Raw genomic sequence first — 26,588 nt, forward strand, 5'->3', positions numbered from 1 at the left:
TTCTAAGTTTTTTTTAAACCTCGAAATAAGAATTCCGAGGTTTTAATTAATCTACTAACAACTGCGTTACAGCAGCTGCATTTATTGCCCATTTTTGATCGTAAACTTCATCAGCATCTGGTGCCTCTACAATTTGTAAATTTTGAGCCTTTGCTTTTATAGTTAACAAACTACCAATATTCAATTTGCTCGATAATTTCGCTAATAGAGCTTGAACACCTTTGTAATCCAAACCTTGTACTACTTGTCCACCAAAGGTCATTTCTAACCAAACGATTTCTCTTTTGGCTACATCAAGCACACCAAAAACTAAACCTTTTGCTACGTTTTGAGTTACTCTCACTTGATGATCTACACAAGATGGATCATAAGCTACACCAGATCGCTCTGAAATAGTCATTGGATACTTACTATTCATCCAACCTACAATTAAGTTGGGTGAAATACTTCCGTTACTATAGGCATTACAAGTAAAGGTTACATATTTGGCTCCAGCATAAGCTAGTACATTTACATCGATATTGATATATTCGGCTGTACCAATTTGATTTGGAATATGAATAATATCACCACTATGTGTACAACCTGTTGCTTGCAATTGGCTATACGAACAAATCTCAGTTCTATTATCATATGCAATATGACAACTCAAGTCCATATCCAAGTGTTGTGCAGGTAAACCTTGTCCCCATTGCATAAACAATCTTACTGTATTTCCTTCTATTGGAAAACGAGTTCCCATTAAGGCTACTGGTAAATCCTGAATGGTTTCACTCCTATCGCCTATAGCTACTGGCATATTGAATAATTGCGGATCAATATAAATTGTTTTGTTCTCATTCTTTTGAGCTGCAAATCGTTTCTCCATCGCTAACAAGCATAAATCTTCAATTTTGCTTTGCATTGCTTTTAATTGGTCTTCGTTGTACAACCATAACAATCTATTTGGTCCAATTTTCTTGTTTACTCCACCTAAAGGTTTCACACTTCTTTGAATACCTCTATCAAAATAATTTTGCGCATACATGTTCAACGTAAACACCAAACGAGCAGGTACTTTATCAATAATAGCAGTAAAAGCCGCTATCGTTTCGTTAGGTCCAAACCATAACATGTTAGAGAACAAAGAACGAGCAAACAAACCTGGTCGTTCTTGCAATAAAGCAAATGTTTTATTTGCATCAGAACGCAAACGATAATAATTTACTCTTCCTTGCCATACTTCATACGTTTGGTTATAAAATACATCTAACAAGGTTTTCAAAGCTTCAAATCCTTTTCTCTTGCTATATTCTGGCAAACGCAAAGCTCTAATAAAACGCACCCACATTGCTCTTTTTGGATGCATCATTTCACATGCTTTTTCTGCTTCTAATGGTAAATTATTCAACCATGTAGCTACCATTAAACATTCTTTTCTTGAATATTTTAATTTCAAATCTATTGCTGTAATCAATTTCGCTTTCGCACTATTATCAGCAGCAACAAAGAAATGTTGGTTATTACTAGCAATTCTATTGATAATCGTTTTTGGTTCAATGATCTGTAATAAATTGGTTTTCTTGTACCATAAATAACGTAAAATATCCGTTGGAGAAGTAAAAAGAGCACTTGCCTTTTCTTCTTTATCCAAGTCAATTAACGTATCAATCACTAACATCATCGTTTCCTTAATTCCAATTTTCACTTCGCTTGGCAATGGCAAATAAGACAACAATCCCTTCAAACTATCCACTTGTGTAGCATCTAAAGCGGTTTTAGAGCTTAGTAACGAATGATAAAATTCGTTTAACTCTTTCTCAGTCCAAAGCTCCAATACTTTCATTTTACTACCTTGTCCTTCTTGTTTAGTAGTATCAAACTCAAATGGAGTACCGCAATAAGGACAACCATTATATCGCTCTAATGGAAACGTATTCGCAGGAATAATATGTCCACATGCTAAAGTGGTTCCTTTATTAGTTTTAAAAACATTCGCAAAAAAAGTCGTGATATGATCATACAAAGACTCTCCTGTTGGAATTTCCCAGTTTTTTACCAAGGGTGTCCAGTTTTTGTTAACACCTAGTACTTCTTTTATGATGTCTTGAATTTCTAACTTATATTTTGGATGTACTGTATTAATAGCTTGTAAAGCTTCTTCTGAAAAAGCAAATCCTAACTTGGCTACATTGGCTACTAATACGGATGTTGGTCCTGTTATAGTTGTGGCATTTCCAGTGATAAACTCACTTGGAATGTATACTGCGTTTTGACGCAAACTGATTTTTAATAATTCGTTTGTTTTCATTGTTTTTATTTTTAAAAAATTAGATAATGGTGCTTCTAGTTCTAACCGTGAATTTGAAGTAAGAAGCACTTGACCTTAATTCTAGAAGATAATAGACTAACTAGTTTGACAAATTTTAAGTTTGTGGTTGAAGTAAGTTAGTTTTGACCTTCTATAGTGGAGCAGATGGGATTCGAACCCATGACCTGGGCGTTAAAAGCGCTGAAGTAAGTTTGAATTGACCAAAACGCTATTTGAAAATGTACCAACATTTTTGGACTCGAACCAAGACTTCCGAAGAAGTCTAACCTGATTGAAGTATGTTGCTATTGTCCAACTAGTTCTGATGTTTTGATAATGTATAAACTAACCTGCTCTACCGCTGAGCTACTGCCCCAAAAGATGAATCAACTGATAATCGCACAAGTGTGTTTCTGAAAGGAAGTTTGAAGTAACTTATACTTGACCTTGTTGACTCATTTTTAGTATTTAAAAGAACGTTTTTATTTCTTTACAAAGATTTCATTACGAGTACGCAATTATTTTACGTAGCTTAAAAATCTTTTATTTTATTTAATTTTATTTACTTCACAAAAATCTCTTTTAATTGACCAATGATGTTTCCACTTCCAGAGATCGTAATTTCACCAATCTTATCAGCAATTTTCTCTACATATTCCATTTCTTTCAATTTCCAAAGCATTTCGTTTTCTTCCATTAATTTGGCTGTGTTCAGCAAACTTCTTGTGGAAGCTGTTTCCTCACGTCTCATAATGCTATTGGCTTGTGCTTTTTTCTCAGCAACCAATACCTGATTCATGATTTCTTTCATGTCTCCTGGTAAAATAACATCACGAATTCCAACAGTAGTAACGGTTAATCCTAAAGCTTCTATTTTGGCTTTAGTATCTTCTAAAATTACATCAGCAATCGTATCTTTTTTACTCAACAATTCGTCTAAAGTGAAGTCACCCACAAAAGCTCTCAAAGCCAACTGCATCGTTACATACAATTGTTTGTCATAGTCTTTATTGTTTACCAATGCTTTAATAGCATCAACTACCTGATACGTAACAAAGAAATTGATTCGCAAAGCCGCTTTGTCCTTGGTCAACAATTCTTGTCCTGAGATTTCCAATTGTTGTTGTCTGATATCTACTTTTTTTATTTCAATAGGAATAGTATTGTTCCAAAACGAGTAAGTACCTGCTTCCACAATTGAATTGAATTTTCCATCTATGAATAATAATCCTTTTTCATTATTATTTACTTGAAAGTTTCTTACTAGTGCTCTTACTCTTACCTCATCTAATAATTGTCTTGGTATTTCTTTTTCTATCTCAACCTTTGTTATGTCGGTAATTGTAAATTTACAGGCATATATTCCTTTCCAAAAAGCATATTTCCCTTTTGTTAAAACCTCTCTGAAATGATTTTCAACATACATGAATGCAATGTGATAATCTGGTACTTCAACCACCTCAAGTAAACTTGCTAACACTTCATTTTGTAACAGAATGTTTAAATCAATATTTGGAGTAAAAGGTTTTGTTTGATCATATATTTCAACTTTTTTATTTCCTATAATCCAATGTTTTCCTTCTTCCAAAACAGTAATCAACTTCCTGTTTTCAAATACCAAACCTACTTGGTAAGCATCTATTGTAATTCTTTTTATCATATTTTCTATATTTTTAATCTGAATTTAATCGGATGTTATTTTCTTTATTCTCTTCTCTCTTTTTAAATAAGAAAACGTTTTGCCTTTGTTCTCCAAAAAGGACGGAAAAAAGGAAGCTAAAAGAAGTACTAAAATGGTGTTGTATTATTTTTTACGAGCCATAAGAATAGTACGTAAGCAAATACAAAAGCAAATTAGTTGTTCCAATAACAAACTCAATCTTCAGGTCTTTTTGTGAGTGTTCCTCCTTGGTATTGCTAAAAAGGTTTTACTAACAAAGACAAGCTGTTTTCTTTGATTCATTCTTTTTAACGAGAGAATGTACTCAACCTATAATCGCATTGAATTGCGTGCGGGATTCGAACCCTTATTAATGTGCAAGAACCAAAATCTTGTGCGTCTACCATTTTCGCCATACTACATTGTAGCAACAGGATTCGAACCTGTAAAACATTTGGTGATTGTTTTTTGGAAAACAACCGAAAACCTCCAAATCAAGTTGCATAGTAAACCATCATACGCAATTGCGAAACGAATACTACAATAGTGCTATACAGAAACACCCAACAGGACTTGTTTGATATTTTTAGTATTTAAAAGAACGTTTATTTTAAATCATTTGGATCAATACTTGTTCCAATCGTGTCGCATTTTTGTCTTAATTCTTCTCTTGTTAGTAAGCCAATTCTAAAACATCTTAAGAGAAAAAAATAAGTAGCATCAACTAATTCCTTTCTAAAATCATTTTTCTCTCTTTTATATTGCAATACAGGTAGTCTTGGTTTACCATTACTAAACTCACATTTTCCATTACAAATAGGACAAAATTCATGTATAACAGTTCCGTGATCTTCTGTCCATTCTTTTTGAGCAGTATAGAGCTTATCAAATCGATTTTTATATTCATCTATAGCTTTTAGAGATCCAACAACTTCATTAATCCAAAAATCAATATTTGCATATTGTCCAACAACATGATGTGTATAGGCAGTTGTAAACTTTCTCAATTGTTTGGTTATCAAATCTGATTTTTCAAAAGTATAGATCATTTTAAGTCTAATTTTAAGTTTTAAATACTACCTAACATTTTATTTCTTTACAAAGATTTCATTACAAGTACGCAATTATTTTACGTAGCTTAAAAATCTTTTATTTTATTTAATTATCAACTACTTAAAACAAAATAGCCTTTACTTTTAAAGAACGGAAAAAGAGAAGTTAAAAGAAGTGTTGCAATGGTTTTCTATTTCATTCACCCTATTGTACTGGCAAATAATACAAACAGAAAAGCAAAACAGCAGTTCCAGAAACGTACACCTTTTTCAGGTCTTTAGATAGTGTTTCTTTATTAAAAAGAAAGGTCTCTTTGCAAAGGCTAATTGTTTTTATAGTAATTTTAAAAGAACGTTTTATTACTAATTCTATGAACTAAATACCGTAAAGCATTTTTTTATATTCATAATCAGTAATCTTTTCCTTAATAGTTACTTTAGCTAAATTCACTTTGATATAATGTGATGTAAGACAATCAGATACTTCTGTAGCAACTTCATGTCCATTAACACAGGTTTTATTCATTCCACTTAAACCAGAACTACCACAACAACCCGAGAAACGATTACAATCTTTATGATTTTTAAAAAAATAAGCATCAATTGCTATCACTATTTCTTTGCCACTGTTTTCATGATTAGTAATGGAGAACTTATTTTTCGCTATCATATCCACACCATCCTCAAATCGTAAAGCAGTGGCATTCAATTCTGTTAAATCATCAGTCAATTTTGCATTACATGTTTTACAATAAAGTCGAATCGTTTTCATATCATTTTATTTTCTGATACAAAGATTTCAACAGTAGTACGCAACTATTCTACGTAGTACAAAAAATATATAAATTATTCTCAATATTGTCCTGTTCTAAACATCTCATTCGAAACTCCACTAACAAAATAATTTATTAATCAATATATACACTACATCCAACGGATTGAAATCCGTTGCTTCACAATATGTCGTCTCTACGAGACTTTCATGTATAACCATTAATAATTAATTTAGTCATTAATAAATGTAATAACAGTTTCCAGATAAGCTTCTCTTACCGCTTCAAATCGGTTAATATTTGGAATGTGATTTACTTCCAGTAAATACTTCTTACCGTCTTTACCTACTATGTAATCATTTCCAATCATATCCATTCGCAAAGCTTTTTGAATGTGTAACGTATCGGCTAATAATTCAGTATCAATTGGCATAAAACCAGCACTCTCAGGATGGATGGATTTTAACCACGTTTCCCCTTCTAGTTTAATTTGCCAATGTTTATTGCCAATCACCATAATCCGAACCGCTTCCCCTTCATAATAAGGTTCAATAGTTGCAGTGTTTTCACTTTCCCATTCCCCTGTAAAACGATGTTTGTTTTCGCCACAATGCCAATTGCCCCACTTAGCAATCGTATCTTCTGTTGCGTTCATTGACGCTCCTGCACTAATAAATCCTCTTGGTGCACTAAACTGTGAAAGTGACAAGGCTTTTACCAAACAAGGAATTTTCAAACGACAATCGAGCATACCCATGGCATTAGGGAAACACGCTCCATTCCAAATGGCTAAACCAGCAATAAAATCAAAATCATCATCATAAATACCATAATAGACAACCTTATCAACAGGTAACATACCTACTCCATTCGCTTTTTCCATATATAAGACTTGATCTTTTACAATAATTTTTGGTATAGCTTGGTGCCAAATTATACCTCCTGTATAATTAGATCTTATTACTTCATATTCTAGCTGTTCGATGCCAATTAAGGCTATTCTATTATAGGTTTTCATAACTTATCGTTTTAATCGCTCTTGATGGGCTTTATCTCTTTGATCTATGGCTCCAAAGGGACTTCCTTTGCAATAGCCAATATTCACAAAACCATTCTCTTCTGTAATAAGGGACTCTTTCTTAGTAACCGCTCCTGTATATTTGGAACCATAATTCCCTTCTAATTGTCCTGTTGCTGGATTTAAATCGCCCCATTTGGGTGTTTTTCCATTATAAATGGGTTCTACGAAATAAATAATTCCTGTTATTCTTGATTTCATTAAAAATCTACCCGTTTCGTCTGTATTCGTTAAAAATCGTTTTAGTATATCTTGTCGCATTTTTTTATTTTTTAAATTGTTGTTTTTTTGTTGTTTTTTAAACCACATAGGTTGCCCCACGTCACTTCGAGTGCGAAGCGTATCGAGATTTTTTTTTACATTTTATCTATTCGAAAAGTAGAGATACAAAGCTTTAATAACACTTTTTACATCGGTATTGGTATAAAAACCAGAACTGTTAATGCAGTTTGTTTCTACAATTTTCCAACCATTTGATGTTAAACAAATGTCCATAACGAAAGCTTCTTCCAAATTATAAAGAGCAATCATTTCTTTGGCAAAAGCAATTCCTTCAGCAGCAACACTGGCTTCAAAAGCAAAATCTCCATTAAACTTATAATAACCAGCATCTATAATTTGTCCGCCTACAATCCAAACTCTTGCTTCCTTTATTGTAATCTTAGGTTCAGAAACTTGTATTTCAGAATCTTTTGTAATTGAAAGTTTTGAATTTGCTAATGCCTCAATAATAAAATCTTCCCATTCTTCTTTTTCAAATACTTTTCCTGTAAAAATTTTAGCTTCTTTGTAAGGCTTTATGAATTTCTTCTCTCCTTTTTGCCAAACCAAATCATCTGTTAGTTTTCCAATCTTTATTTCATCATTCAACAAATGTGAACCATAATAACGAGCATACACTTCATACAAATGATTACCTCCGTAAAACGAACCTGGAAACCAGTCACTATATTGTTTTGCTAATCGTGCCATTGTAACCGAACCATATACAAAAACATCTTTTCGATTGGCTTTCATAGCAATTTCGGTATCGCTTGGTTTTATATCTATAGCCTCATAGGCTATTCCTAATTCTTCCAATGCATCAAAAATTTTATAATGATCGGGATCTAAATAGATATTGGCTTGGACTAAAAAAAACATGTTTTCTAAATTTTAATTGTTGTTTACACATAAGCACATAAAGTTCTCGATACATTTTAACTACGTTACTCTTCGTTAAAACACTCGAACTGACGAAGGGCTAAGTACTATTCACTAAGCACTATTCACTAATTACCTCAAAACCAATACGCTCCATCTGCATCACTTCGATTGCGAAGCGTATCGAAAAGCTTTTACTACCTATGCTTCTATTCTGTCTTTTATTACTTTTATTAACTCTAGTTTTACGGCTTCTGGAAAACCAGTTATTCCTGGTATATCGTTGTATTCTACTATAAATTCATTTCCTTCTTCATCCATTAGGACATCTAAAGCGAGAATATCTGCTTTTAAATGATGGCTCACTTTTCTAATTCTTGTTTGCCAAATTGGACTTACTTCAATCAGTTGAAATTCGTTTGTTAACACATTCGATTTCCAAAATTGTCCTTTGCGTTGCATTGCCCAAACTTTATCATTAACAATCAAATAGCGTATATCTAACTGATAATCTATATAAGGTTCGATAGTACTATAATCATTGGTTACAAACAACAAATCTTGAATATCTTGCCATTTTTCTGCATCTTGAACCAATACTTTGCCGTAACCGCCATGATAATTACCTACTTTAACCACAAATGGAAATGGCATTGCAATGTTTTTCAATAATCTAGAATGCGTAACGACTTGAAAAGGAATTACAGGCATTTCTAAATTCGATAAAACATGTAACATAGACAAACGATCATAACCTTGCAACAACGTTTCAGCGCTATTTATACAAACTACATTGGAACTCTTTATGATTTCTAAAGCCGTTCTATGTTTCCAGTTAGGTGGAATAGCACCCAACCTCCAAATGATTAAATCAGGTGCGCATACTCCTTCACTATCAACAACAAAGAGTTTTTTGTCTTTCAGTATAAAATCTGAATCTTGAATTTTCTTCTGAACTACAGTAAACTCAGGAAGATAATCTTGCCAATATTTTTCTCCATTCAGTACTAAAATTGTTTTCATTTTTTCACACTTTAAACGTCATAAACTCTTCTTTTATTAAACTTAAAGCTTTGTTATTGACTCTTTTGTTAATACTCTTTTGTTCTTCTTTCTCTAATGTTTCCAAAGCGTTTGGATAGTCTTTTTTAAAATCTACCATAACGTCTTGTGAAAACAATCCCGTTAACTTCCCTATTATCTTGGGATTAAATTCTCCTTCTTTGCTCAACACATTATACAATCTGTTAATGGTTATATACTGCTGCATTTGTTCCAAAACTATTTGTGATGCTTCTGAAAAACAAACTTCTTTGTGCTCTTTTTTAGGCTTATTGTTTTTGCCTACTTCTGCCCATTTTTCATTTTTATTCTTCAAAATCAATCGTGATCCGTTTCCAAAATACTTAGGTACATTCGGTTTAATAATGACCCCTTCACAAATATTTGTTTCTATTCTTGGTAAACCCAACCATTCTGGAATCAAAGAATTGAATTCATTTGGATAACGCAATGCTTCTTCTAAAGTACCTTCAAACAAGGTTTTTGCATAGAAGAATCCTGTTTTTTCAAACACACTATTTGCCGAATCAACCGTTAAATAATGTGTCCCATTTACTTTAATATCAAAAGCATAAAAATCATTTTCAGGGCTATACTCTACTCCTTTTTGCACTTTGATAGCATTTTTTACAGCAGGCACTTCTTTGTGATTGTAATTCCCTCCAAACAATTCTCCAAAAATCACAATGAACTTTGTCTCTTGAAATTCGGACTGAATGACTTTAAATGCGTTTTTTACTTTTTCAGTGTACTTTTCCAATACTTCATGTGCATTGTAAAAAGTCTCTTCTTCTGTTACGAAATCGGTACGCTTTGCAATTTTTATCGTTTCTCCATCTGTATAGAATGAGAAGTTTGCTCCGTGTACTTTTTCTTGTACTATGTAGGTTTCTTTTTCAAAACCGTGCATAATAATTTGTTCCAAAACTTGTTTTTGGTATGTATTTTCTATTGAGTTATATTTTCTAAATTCCATTTTTTCTATTTTTTTATTTTTATTACTTTTTTTTAGACATCACTTCGAATGCGAAGCCTATCGAGAAGCTTCTTCTGCTAAAAACTAGTTCTCGATACATTTTTTATAAAATTGCTGTTCGCATTTTCTAAAAAACACTCGAACTGACATACTGCTAAGCACTCTTCACTAAGCACTAAGCACTTAAACACCAGAAGGAATCGAACCTTCATCTTCAGCATATGTTGCTGCTGCTCTACCCTTTGAGCTATAGCATTTTGTTGATTCGTCAGGATTCGAACCCAAACAAAGAGAGTCAAAATCTTACTATGCACTATTCACTAATCACTAGTTACTACACAGTCTGGGAAGCAGGACTCGAACCTACAACCTCTCGCATCCAAAGCGAGTAAACAACCAATCGTTATCTTCCCAGCGGTTACTCAAAGTCAAGTCTTTTTGAGAGACAGTCAAAAAAACCATCCTTTGAGTGGGTGTTCCTTTCTAAGAACGTTTGTTGATTTGTCAGGATTCGAACCTGAACAAAGAGAGTCAAAGTCTCTTATGCTAACCCATTACATCACAAATCAATTTGTACTCCGTACGAGAATCGAACTCGTATTTACTGCTCGAAAGGCAGTTGTCCTAACCGTTAGACGAACGGAGCATTTTGTACAGGAAGAGAGAATCGAACGCTCAAAATTCAGAGTCTAAGTCTGACGTGTTTACCCGTTTCGCCATTCCTATATTTCATTACTAAGTACTTTTGACTAATTACTAATTACTAAGTACTTGTTAAGCGGCTTATACGAGAATCGAACTCGTAGCTCCCGAGAGACAGTCGGGAAGGTTAACCATTACCCCAATAAGCCAAAATCCCTTTCTAAAGACTAGCGGAGAGCAAGGGAATTGAACCCTCATTACCCTGTAAGTAAACCGATTAGCAGTCGGGTGTAACAAACCAATATTTACCTACTCTCCAAATTACAAAACACAAAAAAAGCACCTCGTTAAAGGTGCTTCATGTTTACAAATAAGATACTATTATCTCATTGCCTGTATTGATGCACCTGCCTATTTATTCCTGCTGCAAAGTCGAAACTTGGCTTAACTGAAAAACTACGCTCTAGTGAAATTAAATTCATTCCTTGTTGTCCGTTATATTGTATATCTAGTGTTCTCATGTTCTTATTTTTTTAATTGTTAGTACTTAGTGGATAGTCCTTAGTACATAACGATTGTTATTAATTTTTAATTTTTAACTTTTAGTTATTAATTTTTAACTTTTAGTTTTTAGTTATTAATTTTTAGTTTTTAACTTTTAACTAACTTCTCTTTCAAAATTTCTGCTGCAAAGATAAAGTCAAAAAAAGTTAACTTCCAAATATTTTTTTAAATTATTTTATTGATTTTCAATTAGTTATACTTAATTTTAAACAAAGAAAACCCTGTCCGTTTTACAACCGATATTCTTAAATCATCCAAATGACTGTCTCTCATTTGCTTAGCTTTCAAGTCTTATTTTGTTTTATTTTTATTAAACATTAAACATTTTTTTTATTTTTTTTAAAATTCTTTTCTATTCACTAATCACTAATCACTAAATCCTAAACAACAAAAAAAGCGCCCTCTTGTGAAGGACGCTTGTATATTTTGGGTTCGTAAAAATTACTTTTCTATTCTTTTAAAACCTTATAAACACTGCAAACGACCTATAGCCCCTAGCTGGAAATTCTCCTGCTAAACGGTAGTTACTATCTTTTGATAGAATTGCTATATGTTGTCTTTGTGTTTTCATTATGGGCGCAAATATAAAAATAAATTTTATGTAACAAAAAATTCTTATTGATCTATTTAATTTTTCACCTATTCTACATAAATTTTGGATATTTCTAATTTCTATTTTGAAAATCAAAACCTAACCTTTCATCTTTCCAATCACATTGTGATAATTCTTCGATAAATGGACAACCTCCCATGCAAGTTTTTTGAAAAGAACAAGAAAAGCATCCGTTATTCAAAATATTATTTCTATACTTTTTAAAAAACTCGTTATTCTGCCATATATCTAACATACTTACTTTTTTCAAATCTCCATACCAATCATTATTTGTCATAAATGAACAAGGCATCATCCTTAAATTTTCATCAATAAAAGCTGAAAATCTACCAGCATCGCAACCTTCGTAAAAATTAGAGTTTACATCTAAATATTTTACAACCCCTGAAATACTACAACTATCAAAACCTATTTTTAATACATTTTTATTTTCTTTAACCAAGCTGTAAAACTTCTTTATCTTATCTGAGTCTTTAAGCAATAAAGATAAATCAGGTTTTCTGCCTATAGGCTTATAGTTTAAAAAAATTAAAGAGTTAATACCCTCAAGAAATTTAGGTGGCTCTTCCAACCAAGAAATTGCTGTATCAATAGATTTACTATCGGTTACAAAATGAACATTTGCCTTAATTCCATATTCAAATAATTTTTCAAGATAATTTCTAAAATCGGAATAAGGTTCATAAGCACTTATAGCAACAGAACCACATAGTTCTTTAGTAGCTTTTAATATTTCAGGAGTTAAACCTCTTCCATTCGTTGTATAACAAGGTACAATCCCATATTTTACGGTGGTTTCCAATATTTTTATAAATTCAGGGTGTTGATTTGGATTTCCACCTCCCAAAGCTACTTGGAATACATCTAACTTTTGGGCTTGTTTCATTATAAATTCATAATCTTCAAAAGGCATATGACTTCCTTTAGTAGTCGATTTTCTATAACAAAAACTACAACCTTGGTCACACCAATTAGTAATGCTAATGTCCAAAAGTTCGGGTCCATGTTCAGCCCAAAGTGGCTCGGGAAATCCTTTATCTTCAGCCCTTACAAAATACCCCGTTTTTTTATTAAAAATTACAGAATAGTTTTGTTTAGGATATTTTTTAAAAACTATATTTGGATTACCAACCATCTTCTTGTGCGTTTATGTAAAGATTATTACTCTCGATAATGAATTCATCGGTACAAAAAAAGCTTTCAATATCATTTCGGTCACTACTTAATTGACCTGTATATACTTCCTTACCTTTAGATTCAGCATCTAAAATTAATGGAAGTAATTCTTCTCCATTTTTCCAAAAATAACCAACAACAAACTCCTCAAAAGTTTGATATGTTTCATTTTCATATATTTCTCTGATTGGTGTCATATCATTTTTAAAAGAATAAAATAATTCTCTATAAATATCAATAAATTCAGAATCATTTTTAATTCCTACAGCATCAATAAATTCTTTTAGATTAAATTCTCCATCAGAAATAATCACAAATGAAGTAGATGAACTATTTGTTACAAAATCATATCTAATTTTCATATTTCTTGCTTTAATAATTTAGTAATTCTCTTGTACATGGTTTCAGAGGTAATAAATTGTGGAATATTATAATCTCCATATGAATGATCATCTTTTCTATAAATTCTACAATGCGGGAATTTATTCCTTTTTTTAATTAGTTTTTTAATTGCTTTAGTTTCTAAATTATACTTTTTAAACAGATAAACTTCAAAAGTTTCATATTCAAAAGAATAATATTTATCATATTCATTTTCTACATCAATTAATTCAGAATAAATAGAATTATGAATTCTAGTAAACATATTAAGAGAATATCCTTTTTCGGCTCCAACTATGTCTAAAAATTTTTCTTTAGATAATTTAGGATTCAATAACCAAAAAGCTTTATAAAAATCATAAGCTAATACCATATCTTTGAATAAATTTATTTATTTCATTTTTTAAAACTTCATTTTTAGCATTCATTACTTTTCTTAATTTCAGTGTAGCAATTTCAGTATTCTGAAAATAATATTTCTCGAAAAGTTCTTTTACAATATAGCTTCTATCATTTAAAAACATATAGATTAATAATTCAAATAGTTTGTGTCTATTTTCAGTATTAACCCATCCTGAATATAATTTCTCAGTTAAAAAGCTTAATATGTCATCTTGGTCAATTTTATTATATCTATAATTTGATGTTCCAAAATTTTCAGAAAAGTTTAGTCTATATTCCTCTTCATCCATTTCTAATAGGGAATCAAATAAAAAGTCAATGTTTAAATTTTTTGTATTTCCATTATTTATTAGATTTAAAATTATTTTCTTTTTAGGAATAGATACATCAAATAACAGTTCTTTTAAAGTGCTTTTATCTTCTGTAGAAATATCATCATCTTTTACATTAAAAATACATTTAGCAAAAACATTTTTAAACCATATTTGTGAACTTATGACGCTTTTCAAATCAGTATCAGCAGTTTTCCTTGATTTATAAAATAAAAATGTGCTACAACCCTCCATTAATGGAGATTCTTTCTTTACTTCATTTAATATGAATTCAGTAAACTCGTCTTTAGAATTTACAAATACTTCATTTATTAGAAAATCAGAAATTAAAAAATCTCTAAATTCATCAAAAGTAAAATTTACAACTTCACTAGAACCGAAAATTGAATTACCATACTCAATTAAATCTCGCTTAATTAATATATTTTCATCCAAAAAACGAACATATAATTCCTTATCATCCCGAGAATCTAAAATTTCATCTAAAACAATATTTGTATATTGTTTTTTTTCAATCATCTTCTTTACAACTTTTTTAATAAAGTTTTTAATATCAATCGAACCTATGAGGTTAGAACCATTGGAATTATTTAAACGGTTATTAATTTCAGTAGTCTTTTTTAAATAGTAATTATTAAATAATTCTTCTTTGTATATGTTATCAATAACATCTAATTCCTTATTTTCATAGGTTTCACAAAATATTCTATACAATAAAAAATTTGATAACAGTTGCCTTTTTACATCTTCATCAATATGGCTATAACTAATATTAAAATGGTTAATGTAATTATTAAAGAATTTCTCTAATATTTGACCATCAAGATTTCTTTTCATAAGGGAATCAATAACGGTCAAAGTATTAGAAAAATTAGATTTTTCCAGGTTTAAAAAATTATCTTTGTAGTATTCACTTCTACAACTTAAAACTATTTTTACAAATTCATATTTCTGTATATCAGAAATAAACAATTCTAAACTATTAGAGAAAATTTTAGTGTTGTAGTTCTCGTTTATTCCATCAATAATAATTACAAAATATTCATTTTTTTCTTTACAAATTTCTTCCGCAACATCTAAAATATCAGAAAAAGTAATATTATCATCATCAGGAAAAATTCTTTTTATAATTGATTGCCTTATATCATCAGACTTAATTTCAATACCAGTTAAAAAGACATTAAGGACATTTTTTTTCAGAAGAAAGTTCTCGACAAAATCACATAAGAAATTAGTCTTTCCTTGCCCTGCCATTTCAGTTATCAGAATTACTTTAGATTTAAAATAAATTAAATCATCTACTAAGTCCCTTATTTTAAGTTCAAATCTAGTTTTTATGTTTCCTAATCTAGGATGGTGTTCAATAAATTCTTTTTTCGATTCTAAATGCTGATATAAACGAACAAAAAAATCAAATGAATTATTAATTTCTAAGTTTCTTTTTTCTATTAAAAAATTCTCCAACTCTAATGAAAAAGTAGGTTCAGATTTTTTCTCAAGATTTAGATTCAAATACCTAAAATCTAAAACATCAATTATATCAAATATTTTATCTAAATAAAAAATTGGAGAACAGAAATATCTTAAATAATCTTTTTGATTACCAACTTCCAAAAAAGTATTTTTTAAGTATTTACCAGAATTAATTTGAGTATTAATTTGAGCTTCGTTTTGATTTCTCAAAGCAGAAATTAATTCATCTTTTAAAATAATTCTTTTTTCAATTACGGTTTGATTTTCAACAAGCGTAATTTTAGAGTTTTTGTTTTTGTTGATATTAATTACCTTAATATTTAGCAATTTTATATTCTTAAAAAAATTCAAATTCATTTAGTTTAATCTCTTGTTTTAATTTTTATTTCAGAATCTTCATTTTTATTTACTTTAACAGTATCTCCCTTTGTTACATCAACATCAACATTGCTTCTAATGTTCTTTTTAGTACTTATAAAAGAATTTATTTTATTTTCCGATATAATTACTATTAAGGCAGATAACTGCCCAATAATCGAAATTAAAGGCTCGTCTTCATATTTTGTTAAATACCACTTTATGGAAAGCAGAATCATTCCTATATTTAGAATTATCAAAAGGATTTTTATCGTTTTACTCATTTTATATTTTTATATTTAGATTACAAATATCCCAAAAACGCCCCACACTATTTTACGGCTTCTCGTAAACCCTAAAAATAAATGAATTATAAGGGTACTCTTTCTCAAATGTAAACAAAAAAGAGGTTGTTTTTTTCTTTATTTGTAAGAAAAAGTGAGAAATAGTTGTTTTCAAATCTAAAAAAATACCAAGACTATTTTGCAAGTAGAAATACCTGTTTTTGAATTAATGGAAAATTATTAATGGTTGATGAGAAACCATACTGTCTAAATCTTTACGCGCAAAATTGTCACCCTGTAAAGGGTCGCATTTGCAACTCCGCAATATTGAATAGCAAATGAGATGCTAGCTTTTAATGGTGAATGATAGTGTTATTAATTATTTGTTTGTAATACGTCAGTGATTTTTAGGAAATGCGAAAAGCAATTTCATAAAAAACTTCTATTCCCCTCCTTTGGAGGGGTGTCCGAAGGACGGGGTGGTTAAAATTCCTCTCCGTCTCCTGTTTTATTCTAATGACAAGGTTAAAACCCTGACCTACAATATATATCGAACTCTAAAATTAATGGTGAATGATAGATGATAAATTATTAATAAAAATTGCTCTTACCCATTAACACAAAACGTGTAAGTTCCAGAGGAACGAACCATTTTGTAGCAACGCGATTTTAATCCGTTGCTTTTTAATGGTGAATGATAGTGTTATAAATTAGTTTTTTGTTTGTAATACGTCAGTGATTTTTAGGAAATGCGAAAAGCAATTTCATAAAAAACTTCTATTCCCCTCCTTTGGAGGGGTGTCCGAAGGACGGGGTGGTTAAAATTCCTCTCCGTCTCCTGTTTTATTCTAATGACAAGGTTAAAACCCTGACCTACAATATATATCGAACTCTAAAATTAATGGTGAATGATAGATGATAAATTATTAATAAAAATTGCTCTTACCCATTAACACAAAACGTGTAAGTTCCAGAGGAACGACCCATTTTGTAGCAACGTGATTTTAATCCGTTGTTTTTTAAATGGTAAATCATTAATGGTTCATTGTTGATAATCTTGTTTGTAAAATTCCAAATAGCATGCCTACAGCAAGACAAGTTTTGAGAATATTGGTTTACGATTAAATAAACACATAGATTTGCAATACAACCTTTAACCTACAACCATAAACTAAAAAACACACTTACTCCATACTTACTCCATACTTACTCCATACTTACTCCATACTTACTCCATACTTACCCCATACTTACTCCATACTTACTCCATAGTAACCCCGTAGATACCCCGTAGATGTGGTACCCCTAAGACAAAGCCTTTTTTGTCATTCAACCCAAATTACACATAACCCTTTGTAATCAAAGAAACAAATACTAAATAATTGCGAAGTACAGAAGTTTTACCCCTCAAAGGTAACAGTAGCTACATTGAGAACGTAAAACAGTGCACTGAAGCAAATATAAAGTAGCCCTTTTTCGTAATAGAATTCTACTGCGCAATTTGGGTTTAACCAAAAAACCTCAGCAATAGTATATTACTGAGGTTTTTTATATCATCTAAATTTGTATTTATGCTACAGGAATCTTTTTGTCGATTTGTGAAAGAATAGTTGGGTCTTGTATCTCATTGTCTTTAGCAAACAAGAGTACTTTCGACATTACTTCTGCCGATTTCGGATCATCATCGGCAAAAGGAATAAACAGTCTACCTCTATGTTGTGAATGAACAGGTAAAATGGATAAATATTTCCCTGGTGTTTGATGCACAACAGCACTACCCAAATGAACACTATAATTTGCCATAGTTCCAGTAATTAAAGCATGTGATTCTTTTACCTCAACATTATTAATTTTAAACAGTCGCAGTGTTTCCCTTAATAAAACAGCACGCATTTCAATAGAAGAATGACTGGCTTCTGGATCTACTCCTCCAACATGGGCTACGCTCACTACAAGATCTACGTCGCGCATTACTTCTGAAAATATTCTTGGGTTAATGTCTTCAAAAGGAATGTTTTTATAATCTTTTAACGAATGAAACTCTATAGTTTCTAGTGTTGGACTTTCTACATCTGCTGGTGAAAACCAATCGGCCATGGCATATAGTTTTACTTGGAAACCTGCTGCATGAAATACTTTTTGCAAGCCTTCTTCATAATCTACTTTCCAGCCTTTATTCTTTAAAAGAGCCAAAGTTTGTTTTGGATGTACTTGATGTCCTGCATAGCGGCGAGAAATGGCTCTTTCGGCTAACTCGTCTGGTGTAGGTACATATAACTCTCTAAAAACTTGTTTGAATGGCTGTACTAACTTGTTATCAAAACAATACGATTGGAAATCTGTCCAAACAGCATTGGCATGCAAATCATAACAATGTGCTATTCTAAATGTTGGTTTTTCATCTAATGGAATAATTTCTCCTGTAGCAGCTACTAAATTACCCGAAGAAAAGAAACCTACTTGTGTATCATTGACTACAAATACTAGTTTTTCTAAATGTTTAGAAATTACTGGATGTTCAAATAAGTTTGTCATTTCGTCTAATGTAAAAGCATCTCCTCTTACCATAGCTTCTTCAAGTCCTTTTCTTGAACGTGACCATTGCTCTCGCATGGTTTTTCTATAACTGGTTAGTTCTATTAGCTCTTTTTCTTTCTTTAATTTGGCAGGTATAGCTTTTAATTTTTTATCACCTTTGGTTACTTCTAAATCGGCTTTACCTTCTTGGTTAATAACTAAGCTAATGGTTACATCATCAAAAGAAATAGCAGTATCTTTTGATAATATTTGCTGTACTTGTTTGGTTTCCATTGCCCACGTTAATCGCATTGGGTCTACATAGCCTGCATTTCGGGCTAAGTTTTCCATAGCAACACTAAGAGCCAAAGCTTCACTGGTTTGTTTCATAGAACCAAACTCTTTGCTTTCTTTTTTAAATTGTTGCAAGTATTCATAGCGCTGTAAAATGTCTTTTTCTGCATTGGTTTTACTAAGTGGTACTAATCCATAAACACGTAAATAATCTTGATCGCGTTTGTCTTTTACCTTTGCAGTTACTTCTCTAATTTTTAAACTTCCAGTTAGAGTATCAGAATATAAGCGTGCTCTTCGGTGTCCGTTTCCATCGGTTATGAATTTGGCTGCATCGTATAATATTTCCCATTTGGCTTTTCCTAATTGTTTATATGATGATACAAACCAGTCTTTATCAACAACTCCGTTTTTAAAGTCTTGCAGGTCTATTGCAGAATATTTGGCTACTTCACTTTCTAATTCGGAATTAACATCGCTATAACTTGATGTTTTAGTATGAGCATGTAACCACCAAATACCTTCATCTAGTCCTTTCCAGTCTAGGTAATTGCTAATTAGTTTTTGCCATTGTGGTGCGTAGATAGCTGCCTGAACCAGACGTTCTTCTGTAAGTTTACTTTTTTGTACTAAGGTGTTAAATGTTTCTTGAGTATCTGTTTGCAATGGGAAGCATCTTTTTAATAAGAAGCTAAATAGTTTTTGCTTACTCATTTCGGTATACCCCCATGAATAAATATAGCCTTTGTATAGATTGGCTTTTCCTACGTTTTCTAGCAGTTCTACAAAGCGATTGGCTCCGTATATTTTTTCTAAACGTTGTACCAAATGGGTTACGGATGTATTGGCATCTCCTCGCTTCACTTCAATATCTAAGAATGTTTTTCTTATTTTATCTATCATTGGCGATAAGAAAGGAAAGTCTTTCATTAAATTAGCACTATCACGCTCTCTACGGTTGTTTTTATCTCCTGTTAATAAAGACAACCTGTTACCATCTAAAATGCCTTCATATAGTTCTCCTTCGGTTATATATTTGTTTTCATAAGCCACACAATACATGTACAAAGGTGGTTTGATAAAGGAATAATTTTCTTTTAGGCCAGATAATTGATACCATCTATATAAGTTCCAAACTTTATGTTGCTGTGCTGTTGTTAATTTATTTAGTGAAATTGCTTCTAAGAACACACCAAAATAAGATTCGCTTTGAAAACCATTGCCGCTTTCTGAACTTCTATAATAATTGTTTTTTTGGGGCTTGTATTTATATTCTAAAACAGATTGAGGCAAATTACTAAAGAGTTTTGAACAGCCATCTATAAGGTACTCTTGTTTTTCTTTGAAAGGAAATTTTAGTTTTAATGCATTTATAATTGTAAACAAAGGATTGGACCAATAGTATTTATCTTTCTTAGGGTTCGGGATTTCATTATGATAATAGAATACATATTCTTCTAATATATCCCTAAATACTTTTCTATCGCAAGCAGTTGCAAAACTTAATAAGAATAAATCTATAGGCTGTAATTCTTCAGTTACATACCAATTTTCCCAAACTGTATGTAATGGGTAATTCTCAAAACGCTCTTCTGGTGTTGCTTTGTCTGTTAATCTTTTTTGCTCATTAAAGTTGTTTCCTAATAGTACTTTTTCTCTAGTATTATCATAATATTCTATTTCATATTCGTAATCTTTATTAGCTTCAAAAAGATTGTATAATCTATTTAATGCTTCTTTGATTGCCTCATACGGTTTTGAAAAACCATATTTGTTTTTTTGGGTTACTTGTGTGTAGAAGGAGTCTTTTGCTATTTCGGGTAAAGCATAAGTAGAAATTGCATTTGGATCATAAAAACCATAGCCATTTTCTTGTGATAATACTTCTATATCATTAGATGGATTTATTTGTTCTAAAAACTTAGATTCTCTTTCGGAAAGGTTGCTTTTTTCTGAAAATGCTTTTATCCATTCTGTTATTTTTTCAGGTAATCTTTCTACTTTTTGAAGTTGTAAAATAAGGTCTAAGGCACTCATTCGTTGTTCAATGTTTCCTTTTTCTATAACTCCTTCTACAAAAGAGATTAAAATGCTATCATCTTGTTTAATTAGCATTTCAATTATATTTTTCTTTAGAGTAGAATTTTTACGTTTTAGTAAGTCTTCAAAAAGGTCTAACTCTGTTTTATTTAATTCTACAGCACTCAATGTACAAATAGCGGAAGCCATTATAGCTTCTCCTCTATCTTTTATTACTTTTGAGGCAAACTCTCTTTGAAATTCTGTTGGTTTTTCTTTTAAAGCAGTCGTATTATCTTTTAAAGCATAAAAAGAATAACAGTAGTATTTTCCTAGTATTTCTCGGGTTATTTTTTCTCTTAAATGAATTGATAGGCTGTCAAAATCGTCTAATATAAGTTGTAAATATTCTTGATTTTCTCCTACTAATGCCATTGCTGAAGCATATAGCGTATCGCGTTCAAATTTAACAGTAAACCAAGAGAATACTTTCCCTTCAAATGTTTTTTCTTTTACAGTGATAGATTGTGTTAAATCATATACTTTTCGAAAAAAGTTGGGATAATCTGGGTTATTTATATAGTATTTTCCTTTTATGTTTGCTTCCAACAAAGCTTTCATTCTATACGATAAAAAAGCAAGTATTTGAAGGTTGTCTGTTTCTAATGCTTTGTAATAAATAGGCATTTCGGTGTAAGGATCGTTGGTTTCACCAGCAAATCGTATGGCTAAACATTTTTTTTCTATGGATCCATTTTCTAATAAATCATGCAAATAGGGTACTGTTTTTTGAATATCTAAAACGCCTTGTACCCATAATGCCATGTAAACTTCGTTATTGTTTTTGCTTTGAATGCCTGCTGGTATACTATCTTGATTGGCAAAATAGTGCGATGCAAATTGAAGAATATTACGCACTGTGGTTTCTTTTTCTGCTTCCCAACCTAGTCCTGTCCAAGTGTCTATTGCTCTTACTACCGATGAAAAACGAGTTAATTTATTTTCAATAATAACGTTTATCATGTATTCTAAGGCTTCTATACTTGTTTCGTCTAACGATTCTAAAACTGTTTGACGCAATCCTTCTTGTCGTTGTGCAGCAAGTAGTAGTTTTTCTACTAGTTCCCAAGAGCTTTTCTTTTCGCTATTTAGTAAGGCCTTAATTATATTTTTTGATACTTTCCCTACTGTTTCTTTATTAAAAATAATATCTTCAATTAATTGATATACTTTTTGATCTCCAGCGTCTATTGCTGCTGACCAAATCATAAACTGGTTTTGAGGATTGGTTATTTCTGTATCATATTTTATTTGTTCCTCTATGGTTAAATTGTAACAGATATTATTTCTATATTGATACAAATAAGATCCTAAAAGTAATGTTCTTAGAAAATTAACTTGGTTTACTAATAAAATTTTATTGTGATTTGGAGCTCTAAATGAACGTCTTGCATATCCTGTTTGATAGGCTTTATAAGGAAGTTTATTCCAAGCTTCTTTTACATATTTGGCATTAATCTCTCCAAAGAAATAAAGTAATAAATCATAATATTCTGGATTATCCCACATAGTATTAGTTACCCATTTTTCAAAAAGAGCAGATTCTTCTGACCCAAGAGAAATGTAATAACTGTTATTGTTTTTTATGGTTACTAATTGCTTTCCAAATTCTGCAACCACTTTTTCAAGTTTATTATTTTGTGCTTGATTTAGTATAAAATCATTGTTTATACATTCTTCTAATTCTCTTTTATAGCGAGCAAGAGGATTTTCAGTTACATTTTTCGCTAATGCAAGTTCAATTGACATAGTAGTATTGATTTTTATATAGTATTGATTTTTTTCTTGTTGTTTGTTACCAATAGCTTCCTGCTAAAAAGGTAAGTCTTATAAAAGCAAGTGCTTTGTTTTCAGATAAATCTATAGTATCAGAAAGTGTTTGAAGCTCATCATCGCCATAAAAGACAGCAAACAATCCGTCTTCATAAGCTAAAAGAGCTGTTTCTTTTGCTTTTTGTAAATCAATTGTATTATGATTATAAAGTGCTCCAAAGCCTATCTTTCCTGTGTCTGTTAAAATAGGTAAATAGTTTTCTTTGGGTAAATGAAGGGTATCTTGATCGTCCCATTCAAAAGAGGAAGTTTTAAATTTTTCAACCTGACTTTCTACAACAGCTTCAAGTAGGTCTTTTAAAGTTACTATTGAGCTAGAAAGCGCTAAACTAATTGTATTATCTTGTAGTATAGGATGTTTTTTTCCTAATTGTTTTACTGAAATTGTGAGTTTCATTTTATTTATATGATTGTAAAATTAAGCTTACAATATAATTATTTTTTAAAGATTTTGAAATGTAAATTTTTAAATTATTTATAATTAATAATAATTTGGTCAGTTTACAGGTAATATTATCTTTTCAATTAATTAAAGAACATTAGAAACTCCAGAAAATTGAACAACAAATGAGATGCTGGCTTTTAGGTAGGGAGACGTAAAATTTTAGGTTAGAGACCTAAACATTTAGGTAGGGTGATGTAAAATTTTAGGTTGGAGACCTAAACTTTTAGGTAGGGTGACGCAAAATTTTAGGTTAGGGACCTAAACATTTAGGTAGGGTGACGTAAAATTTTAGGTTGGAGATCTAAAATTTGGAGGTGTTCAATAAACTGTGTCACTTCATTTTATTCTATCACTAAAATACGCATTTAAATCTCGTTTTACAGCTTTACTGTACATTAAGTTAAAAATCAAATAATTACTTATATCCATTTATTTTTTGAGTAACTTTAGTATCAAATAAATTAAACAAACAAAAATTATGTTAGATCGTATTTTAAATTTAGGAGGAGTTAAAGAATTAGAAAAGAAAGAAAAAAGAACTGTTCAAGGCGGAAGAGCAAAATGCACAAATGAAAATGGGGATTGCGTTCAATATGGACGTTTTTGTGCTGAGCTAGAATGCGTTTGGGGACCTTTGGACTAATACTATTTTTTCTGGTAAAAAAGGTCGTCTAAATTAGGCGACCTTTTGTTTGTTAAAACGTTTTCTTTCTTGTTTGAATGTTAATACCATTCTTCATTGGAGTTTTGATTAATGTCTCTGTTTCCTTTTTTTGAAACTTGTTTTCCTTTTTTTTGAGGCGTAAGTGTTCTTAGTTTTTCTGTTTTTGAAGAACGCTCCTCGTTTTCCCAATAACAAGAGAGGTTTTCGCTTATTGTAAACGAACAAGTATTGCCTAAAAAAAATAGTGCCATTAAAAGGGTTAGATAATTGTTTTCCATGTTTGTTTATTGTTTGTTTGTTACAAAGGAAAACAACTTCTATTAACTAATTATCTAGGTTATGTAAACGAATAGTTATGTTCTTATACTATTCCCAATTCAGAAAACACATTTGCATTGCTCATACCATTTGTGAAAAGCATCACTTTGTTTTTATTTTATATTGAAAAAGCGAGAAAAAAAAGGGCACTTTATTTCAGTAAATTCAAGTAATAAATGGTGTTATTCTTGCAATAATAACAAAAGATAATGTGCCGCAGACCAGCTAAAGTTATAGGCTTCTAGTCCTTTTCCTGAAAGTGGTTGATAGTTTTCTCTAATTGCTGCTCCATCGGTAAGCACACCTTCTGCATTATGAATAAGCTTATAGGCTAATTCATTCGCTTCTTGTGTGTAACCATAATTTTCTAGGCCTTTAATGCCAAAATAGCTTTGGTCTAGCCAAATTGGTCCTCTCCAATACCCATTATCGGGTGCAAATTTTGGTTCATTTACGGCCAAAGTGGGTAAAGGTACATTGGTATTAAAAATGTTGTCGTTTAGCATGTTTAATGTCATGGTCTTAGCTTGTTCTTTTGATGCCACTTTTGCCCATAACGGTAAATAGCCTTCGCAACCCATTACTTTTATTTTTTGCTTTCCGTCTAATGTGGTGTCAAAAAACCATCCTGAATGGTTATCCCAAAATTGTTGTTGTATTTTTGCTTTAAGGGCTACACTTTCAGCTTTCCATTGTTTTGCTTCTGTCTCCAATGCTAGTACTAATGCTATTTTAGACAATTCGTTTTTTTCAAAATATAAAAAAGAATTCAAATCGACACTCTCCTGATTGAGTGAAAATGCAGTTTCATTATTTTTAAGCAACAGACTTCCATCAAAACGCACAGCATTGTCCATTCCGCTTTCCCATTTGGCTGCAATTAAAGTGCCATCGGTAGAACCAAATTCACAAATGCCATCTTGATCATGATCTCTGTTCACATACCACCAATTATGATACTTTTTAAGCTTTGGATACATCTCTTTAAGGAAGTTTTTGTCTTTATCTTTTCGGTATATTTCCCAAACTGCCCAAGCCGCTAAAGGTGATTTTGTATTTCTATAATTGTTTGGTTCTATAAGTGTGTCCCTAAAGATACAATCTGGAATGAATCCGTTTTCATCTTGATAATCGAACATAGCCCTCACTTGATCTTTGGCTAAAGCCGAATCATATCTTGCTAATGCTACCGCATGTTTCCAACTGTCCCAAGCCCAAAAACCATTGAACCATTCATAATGATAGCTAGGAAACAATCCATCATGTTGCAATCCTTCTACAGCTATTCGGGTATTGTTTTGTAGTGTTAAAAGAGTTTTGGCTACCAATTTAGAATAGATAGCTGCATCATAAATTCCTTTTTTCTGTGCAATAACTTTTTGAAGGAGTGCTTCTTTTTCTGATTGAATTTGTCTTATAACCTTTGAAAAATTATGGTTCTTTATTGCTGCTTTTTCTTCTTCCCAAGAATATTGCGGAAAAATAAACGTTATGGCTACTGCTATTGTTTTAGACTCATTGGGCTGCAATGTTATTTCGTTAATGAGAGCCTTATAATTATTGTTTGAGATACTAATAGCATTTGCATTAAAAAATTGAAGATACCCAATAGCATTGCTCTTTTTCGACACTATTTTTAGTGTTTCTTGCTCCTGTGTGAAACGCATTGCGTCTAAAAAACTAGTCCCTTGAAAAACGGGAGAAAGTTTACTTTTTTCTAAACTAGTATTAGTAATTGTTGTTTGTAATATTGCAGAATGTCCAGACAAGAAAAGCAATTCTTGTTTAACATGAATACTTTCATTTTTAAATGTTTGTTCTAAATGACTTAAAAAACTATTTTGAGTTACTCGATTTTCTTTCCAATCAATAACATCATTTCCTTTTTGGTCTAACAATTGTAGCGCAACAAAAGAATTACTCAGCCAAACACCATTTTGTTCCGTTAAGAGATAAGGTCCAGAAAAACCTCCTTTTGGGCTTTCATTATCAAGAAAACCAAATCCAAACCAAGCTCCTTTATCGGAAAACACTAATGATTGCCTGTCATTGGCTTCTTTTGGGTTTCCTTGATAGTTTAAAATATTCTTACTAAATTGTAGGGTATGCATGCTATTCTGTGCCACATTAAATGTGGTATAGAAAAGGAACATACACAAAAATTGTATCTTGGGAAAACA

20 protein-coding genes and 5 tRNA genes are annotated in these 26,588 nt (G+C 31.2%); 1 reads left to right on the forward strand and 24 read right to left on the reverse strand.

Translation table 11 applies throughout. The features are described 5' to 3' along the window. Window positions 1-46: 46 nt before the first annotated feature. The 22 genes from ACZ49Z_RS18810 to ACZ49Z_RS18915 form a co-directional block, all read right to left on the reverse strand. A complete protein-coding gene (locus ACZ49Z_RS18810; protein WP_464305840.1) occupies window positions 47-2,290 on the reverse strand; it encodes a TerD family protein in 2,244 nt (747 codons plus the stop codon). A 562-nt stretch (window positions 2,291-2,852) separates the two neighbouring features. Continuing rightward, window positions 2,853-3,950 (reverse strand): slipin family protein, encoded by a 1,098-nt coding sequence (locus tag ACZ49Z_RS18815; protein ID WP_464305841.1) that lies wholly within the window; start codon window positions 3,948-3,950, stop codon window positions 2,853-2,855. Between the two features lie 605 nt (window positions 3,951-4,555). Next, on the reverse strand, window positions 4,556-4,999 hold the full coding sequence (locus tag ACZ49Z_RS18820; protein WP_464305842.1) for a hypothetical protein: 444 nt from the start codon (window positions 4,997-4,999) through the stop codon (window positions 4,556-4,558). 379 nt (window positions 5,000-5,378) lie between these two features. Continuing rightward, window positions 5,379-5,774 (reverse strand): hypothetical protein, encoded by a 396-nt coding sequence (locus ACZ49Z_RS18825; protein ID WP_464305843.1) that lies wholly within the window; start codon window positions 5,772-5,774, stop codon window positions 5,379-5,381. 233 nt (window positions 5,775-6,007) lie between these two features. Beyond that, window positions 6,008-6,793, reverse strand: coding sequence for a hypothetical protein (locus ACZ49Z_RS18830; RefSeq protein ID WP_464305844.1), 786 nt, complete (start codon window positions 6,791-6,793; stop codon window positions 6,008-6,010). Window positions 6,794-6,796: 3 nt separating this feature from the next. Beyond that, window positions 6,797-7,114: a hypothetical protein gene (locus ACZ49Z_RS18835; RefSeq protein ID WP_464305845.1), complete on the reverse strand. Its 318-nt coding sequence runs from the start codon at window positions 7,112-7,114 to the stop codon at window positions 6,797-6,799. Between the two features lie 102 nt (window positions 7,115-7,216). Further along, complete coding sequence (locus ACZ49Z_RS18840; RefSeq protein ID WP_464305846.1) at window positions 7,217-7,996, reverse strand: ATP-grasp domain-containing protein; 780 nt, start codon at window positions 7,994-7,996, stop codon at window positions 7,217-7,219. A 201-nt stretch (window positions 7,997-8,197) separates the two neighbouring features. Beyond that, window positions 8,198-9,019, reverse strand: a complete 822-nt coding sequence (locus ACZ49Z_RS18845; protein ID WP_464305847.1) for an ATP-grasp domain-containing protein — start codon at window positions 9,017-9,019, stop codon at window positions 8,198-8,200. A gap of 4 nt (window positions 9,020-9,023) precedes the next feature. Then, on the reverse strand, window positions 9,024-10,034 hold the full coding sequence (locus tag ACZ49Z_RS18850) for an RNA ligase, Rnl2 family (RefSeq protein WP_464305848.1): 1,011 nt from the start codon (window positions 10,032-10,034) through the stop codon (window positions 9,024-9,026). 185 nt (window positions 10,035-10,219) lie between these two features. Then, window positions 10,220-10,291 (reverse strand) — tRNA-Met (locus ACZ49Z_RS18855). An 85-nt stretch (window positions 10,292-10,376) separates the two neighbouring features. Then, a tRNA-Pro gene (locus tag ACZ49Z_RS18860) sits at window positions 10,377-10,449 on the reverse strand. Between the two features lie 159 nt (window positions 10,450-10,608). After that, a tRNA-Glu gene (locus ACZ49Z_RS18865) sits at window positions 10,609-10,680 on the reverse strand. 133 nt (window positions 10,681-10,813) lie between these two features. Continuing rightward, window positions 10,814-10,885: transfer RNA gene (locus tag ACZ49Z_RS18870), tRNA-Asp, on the reverse strand. Window positions 10,886-10,907: 22 nt separating this feature from the next. Then, a tRNA-Ser gene (locus ACZ49Z_RS18875) sits at window positions 10,908-10,994 on the reverse strand. 68 nt (window positions 10,995-11,062) lie between these two features. After that, window positions 11,063-11,197 (reverse strand): hypothetical protein, encoded by a 135-nt coding sequence (locus tag ACZ49Z_RS18880; protein ID WP_464305849.1) that lies wholly within the window; start codon window positions 11,195-11,197, stop codon window positions 11,063-11,065. 708 nt (window positions 11,198-11,905) lie between these two features. After that, window positions 11,906-12,988: a radical SAM protein gene (locus ACZ49Z_RS18885; protein WP_464305850.1), complete on the reverse strand. Its 1,083-nt coding sequence runs from the start codon at window positions 12,986-12,988 to the stop codon at window positions 11,906-11,908. Beyond that, complete coding sequence (locus tag ACZ49Z_RS18890) at window positions 12,978-13,391, reverse strand: hypothetical protein (protein WP_464305851.1); 414 nt, start codon at window positions 13,389-13,391, stop codon at window positions 12,978-12,980. The genes ACZ49Z_RS18885 and ACZ49Z_RS18890 overlap by 11 nt, the downstream gene beginning before the upstream one ends. Beyond that, entirely contained in the window at window positions 13,388-13,783 is a 396-nt protein-coding gene (locus ACZ49Z_RS18895; RefSeq protein WP_464305852.1) for a hypothetical protein, read from the reverse strand. The genes ACZ49Z_RS18890 and ACZ49Z_RS18895 overlap by 4 nt, the downstream gene beginning before the upstream one ends. Next, window positions 13,767-15,974, reverse strand: coding sequence for an NACHT domain-containing protein (locus ACZ49Z_RS18900; RefSeq protein WP_464305853.1), 2,208 nt, complete (start codon window positions 15,972-15,974; stop codon window positions 13,767-13,769). The genes ACZ49Z_RS18895 and ACZ49Z_RS18900 overlap by 17 nt, the downstream gene beginning before the upstream one ends. Window positions 15,975-15,979: 5 nt before the next feature. After that, entirely contained in the window at window positions 15,980-16,258 is a 279-nt protein-coding gene (locus ACZ49Z_RS18905; RefSeq protein ID WP_464305854.1) for a hypothetical protein, read from the reverse strand. Between the two features lie 1,569 nt (window positions 16,259-17,827). After that, a complete protein-coding gene (locus tag ACZ49Z_RS18910; RefSeq protein WP_464305855.1) occupies window positions 17,828-22,897 on the reverse strand; it encodes a DUF5724 domain-containing protein in 5,070 nt (1,689 codons plus the stop codon). A gap of 46 nt (window positions 22,898-22,943) precedes the next feature. Continuing rightward, entirely contained in the window at window positions 22,944-23,378 is a 435-nt protein-coding gene (locus ACZ49Z_RS18915) for a hypothetical protein (protein ID WP_464305856.1), read from the reverse strand. Between the two features lie 526 nt (window positions 23,379-23,904). On the opposite strand from ACZ49Z_RS18915, the gene ACZ49Z_RS18920 reads away from it, so the two are divergent. Further along, on the forward strand, window positions 23,905-24,069 hold the full coding sequence (locus tag ACZ49Z_RS18920) for a hypothetical protein (protein WP_464305857.1): 165 nt from the start codon (window positions 23,905-23,907) through the stop codon (window positions 24,067-24,069). A gap of 80 nt (window positions 24,070-24,149) precedes the next feature. Here ACZ49Z_RS18920 and ACZ49Z_RS18925 read toward each other — a convergent pair whose 3' ends face one another. Continuing rightward, the gene (locus ACZ49Z_RS18925) at window positions 24,150-24,368 is read right to left on the reverse strand and encodes a hypothetical protein (RefSeq protein WP_464305858.1); all 219 of its coding nucleotides are present in this window, start codon (window positions 24,366-24,368) and stop codon (window positions 24,150-24,152) included. Between the two features lie 222 nt (window positions 24,369-24,590). Continuing rightward, the gene (locus tag ACZ49Z_RS18930; protein ID WP_464305859.1) at window positions 24,591-26,561 is read right to left on the reverse strand and encodes an MGH1-like glycoside hydrolase domain-containing protein; all 1,971 of its coding nucleotides are present in this window, start codon (window positions 26,559-26,561) and stop codon (window positions 24,591-24,593) included. Between the last annotated feature and the right edge of the window lie 27 nt (window positions 26,562-26,588).

Source organism: Flavobacterium sp. KY-23415 (genome assembly GCF_055384985.1).

Coding starts and splice junctions, on each gene's coding strand:
- ACZ49Z_RS18810 (WP_464305840.1), bottom strand. CDS start 2,290: ATGAAAACAAACGAATTATTAAAAATCAGTTTGCGTCAAAACGCAGTA.
- ACZ49Z_RS18815 (WP_464305841.1), bottom strand. CDS start 3,950: ATGATAAAAAGAATTACAATAGATGCTTACCAAGTAGGTTTGGTATTT.
- ACZ49Z_RS18820 (WP_464305842.1), bottom strand. CDS start 4,999: ATGATCTATACTTTTGAAAAATCAGATTTGATAACCAAACAATTGAGA.
- ACZ49Z_RS18825 (WP_464305843.1), bottom strand. CDS start 5,774: ATGAAAACGATTCGACTTTATTGTAAAACATGTAATGCAAAATTGACT.
- ACZ49Z_RS18830 (WP_464305844.1), bottom strand. CDS start 6,793: ATGAAAACCTATAATAGAATAGCCTTAATTGGCATCGAACAGCTAGAA.
- ACZ49Z_RS18835 (WP_464305845.1), bottom strand. CDS start 7,114: ATGCGACAAGATATACTAAAACGATTTTTAACGAATACAGACGAAACG.
- ACZ49Z_RS18840 (WP_464305846.1), bottom strand. CDS start 7,996: ATGTTTTTTTTAGTCCAAGCCAATATCTATTTAGATCCCGATCATTAT.
- ACZ49Z_RS18845 (WP_464305847.1), bottom strand. CDS start 9,019: ATGAAAACAATTTTAGTACTGAATGGAGAAAAATATTGGCAAGATTAT.
- ACZ49Z_RS18850 (WP_464305848.1), bottom strand. CDS start 10,034: ATGGAATTTAGAAAATATAACTCAATAGAAAATACATACCAAAAACAA.
- ACZ49Z_RS18880 (WP_464305849.1), bottom strand. CDS start 11,197: ATGAGAACACTAGATATACAATATAACGGACAACAAGGAATGAATTTA.
- ACZ49Z_RS18885 (WP_464305850.1), bottom strand. CDS start 12,988: ATGGTTGGTAATCCAAATATAGTTTTTAAAAAATATCCTAAACAAAAC.
- ACZ49Z_RS18890 (WP_464305851.1), bottom strand. CDS start 13,391: ATGAAAATTAGATATGATTTTGTAACAAATAGTTCATCTACTTCATTT.
- ACZ49Z_RS18895 (WP_464305852.1), bottom strand. CDS start 13,783: ATGGTATTAGCTTATGATTTTTATAAAGCTTTTTGGTTATTGAATCCT.
- ACZ49Z_RS18900 (WP_464305853.1), bottom strand. CDS start 15,974: ATGAATTTGAATTTTTTTAAGAATATAAAATTGCTAAATATTAAGGTA.
- ACZ49Z_RS18905 (WP_464305854.1), bottom strand. CDS start 16,258: ATGAGTAAAACGATAAAAATCCTTTTGATAATTCTAAATATAGGAATG.
- ACZ49Z_RS18910 (WP_464305855.1), bottom strand. CDS start 22,897: ATGTCAATTGAACTTGCATTAGCGAAAAATGTAACTGAAAATCCTCTT.
- ACZ49Z_RS18915 (WP_464305856.1), bottom strand. CDS start 23,378: ATGAAACTCACAATTTCAGTAAAACAATTAGGAAAAAAACATCCTATA.
- ACZ49Z_RS18920 (WP_464305857.1), top strand. CDS start 23,905: ATGTTAGATCGTATTTTAAATTTAGGAGGAGTTAAAGAATTAGAAAAG.
- ACZ49Z_RS18925 (WP_464305858.1), bottom strand. CDS start 24,368: ATGGAAAACAATTATCTAACCCTTTTAATGGCACTATTTTTTTTAGGC.
- ACZ49Z_RS18930 (WP_464305859.1), bottom strand. CDS start 26,561: ATGTTCCTTTTCTATACCACATTTAATGTGGCACAGAATAGCATGCAT.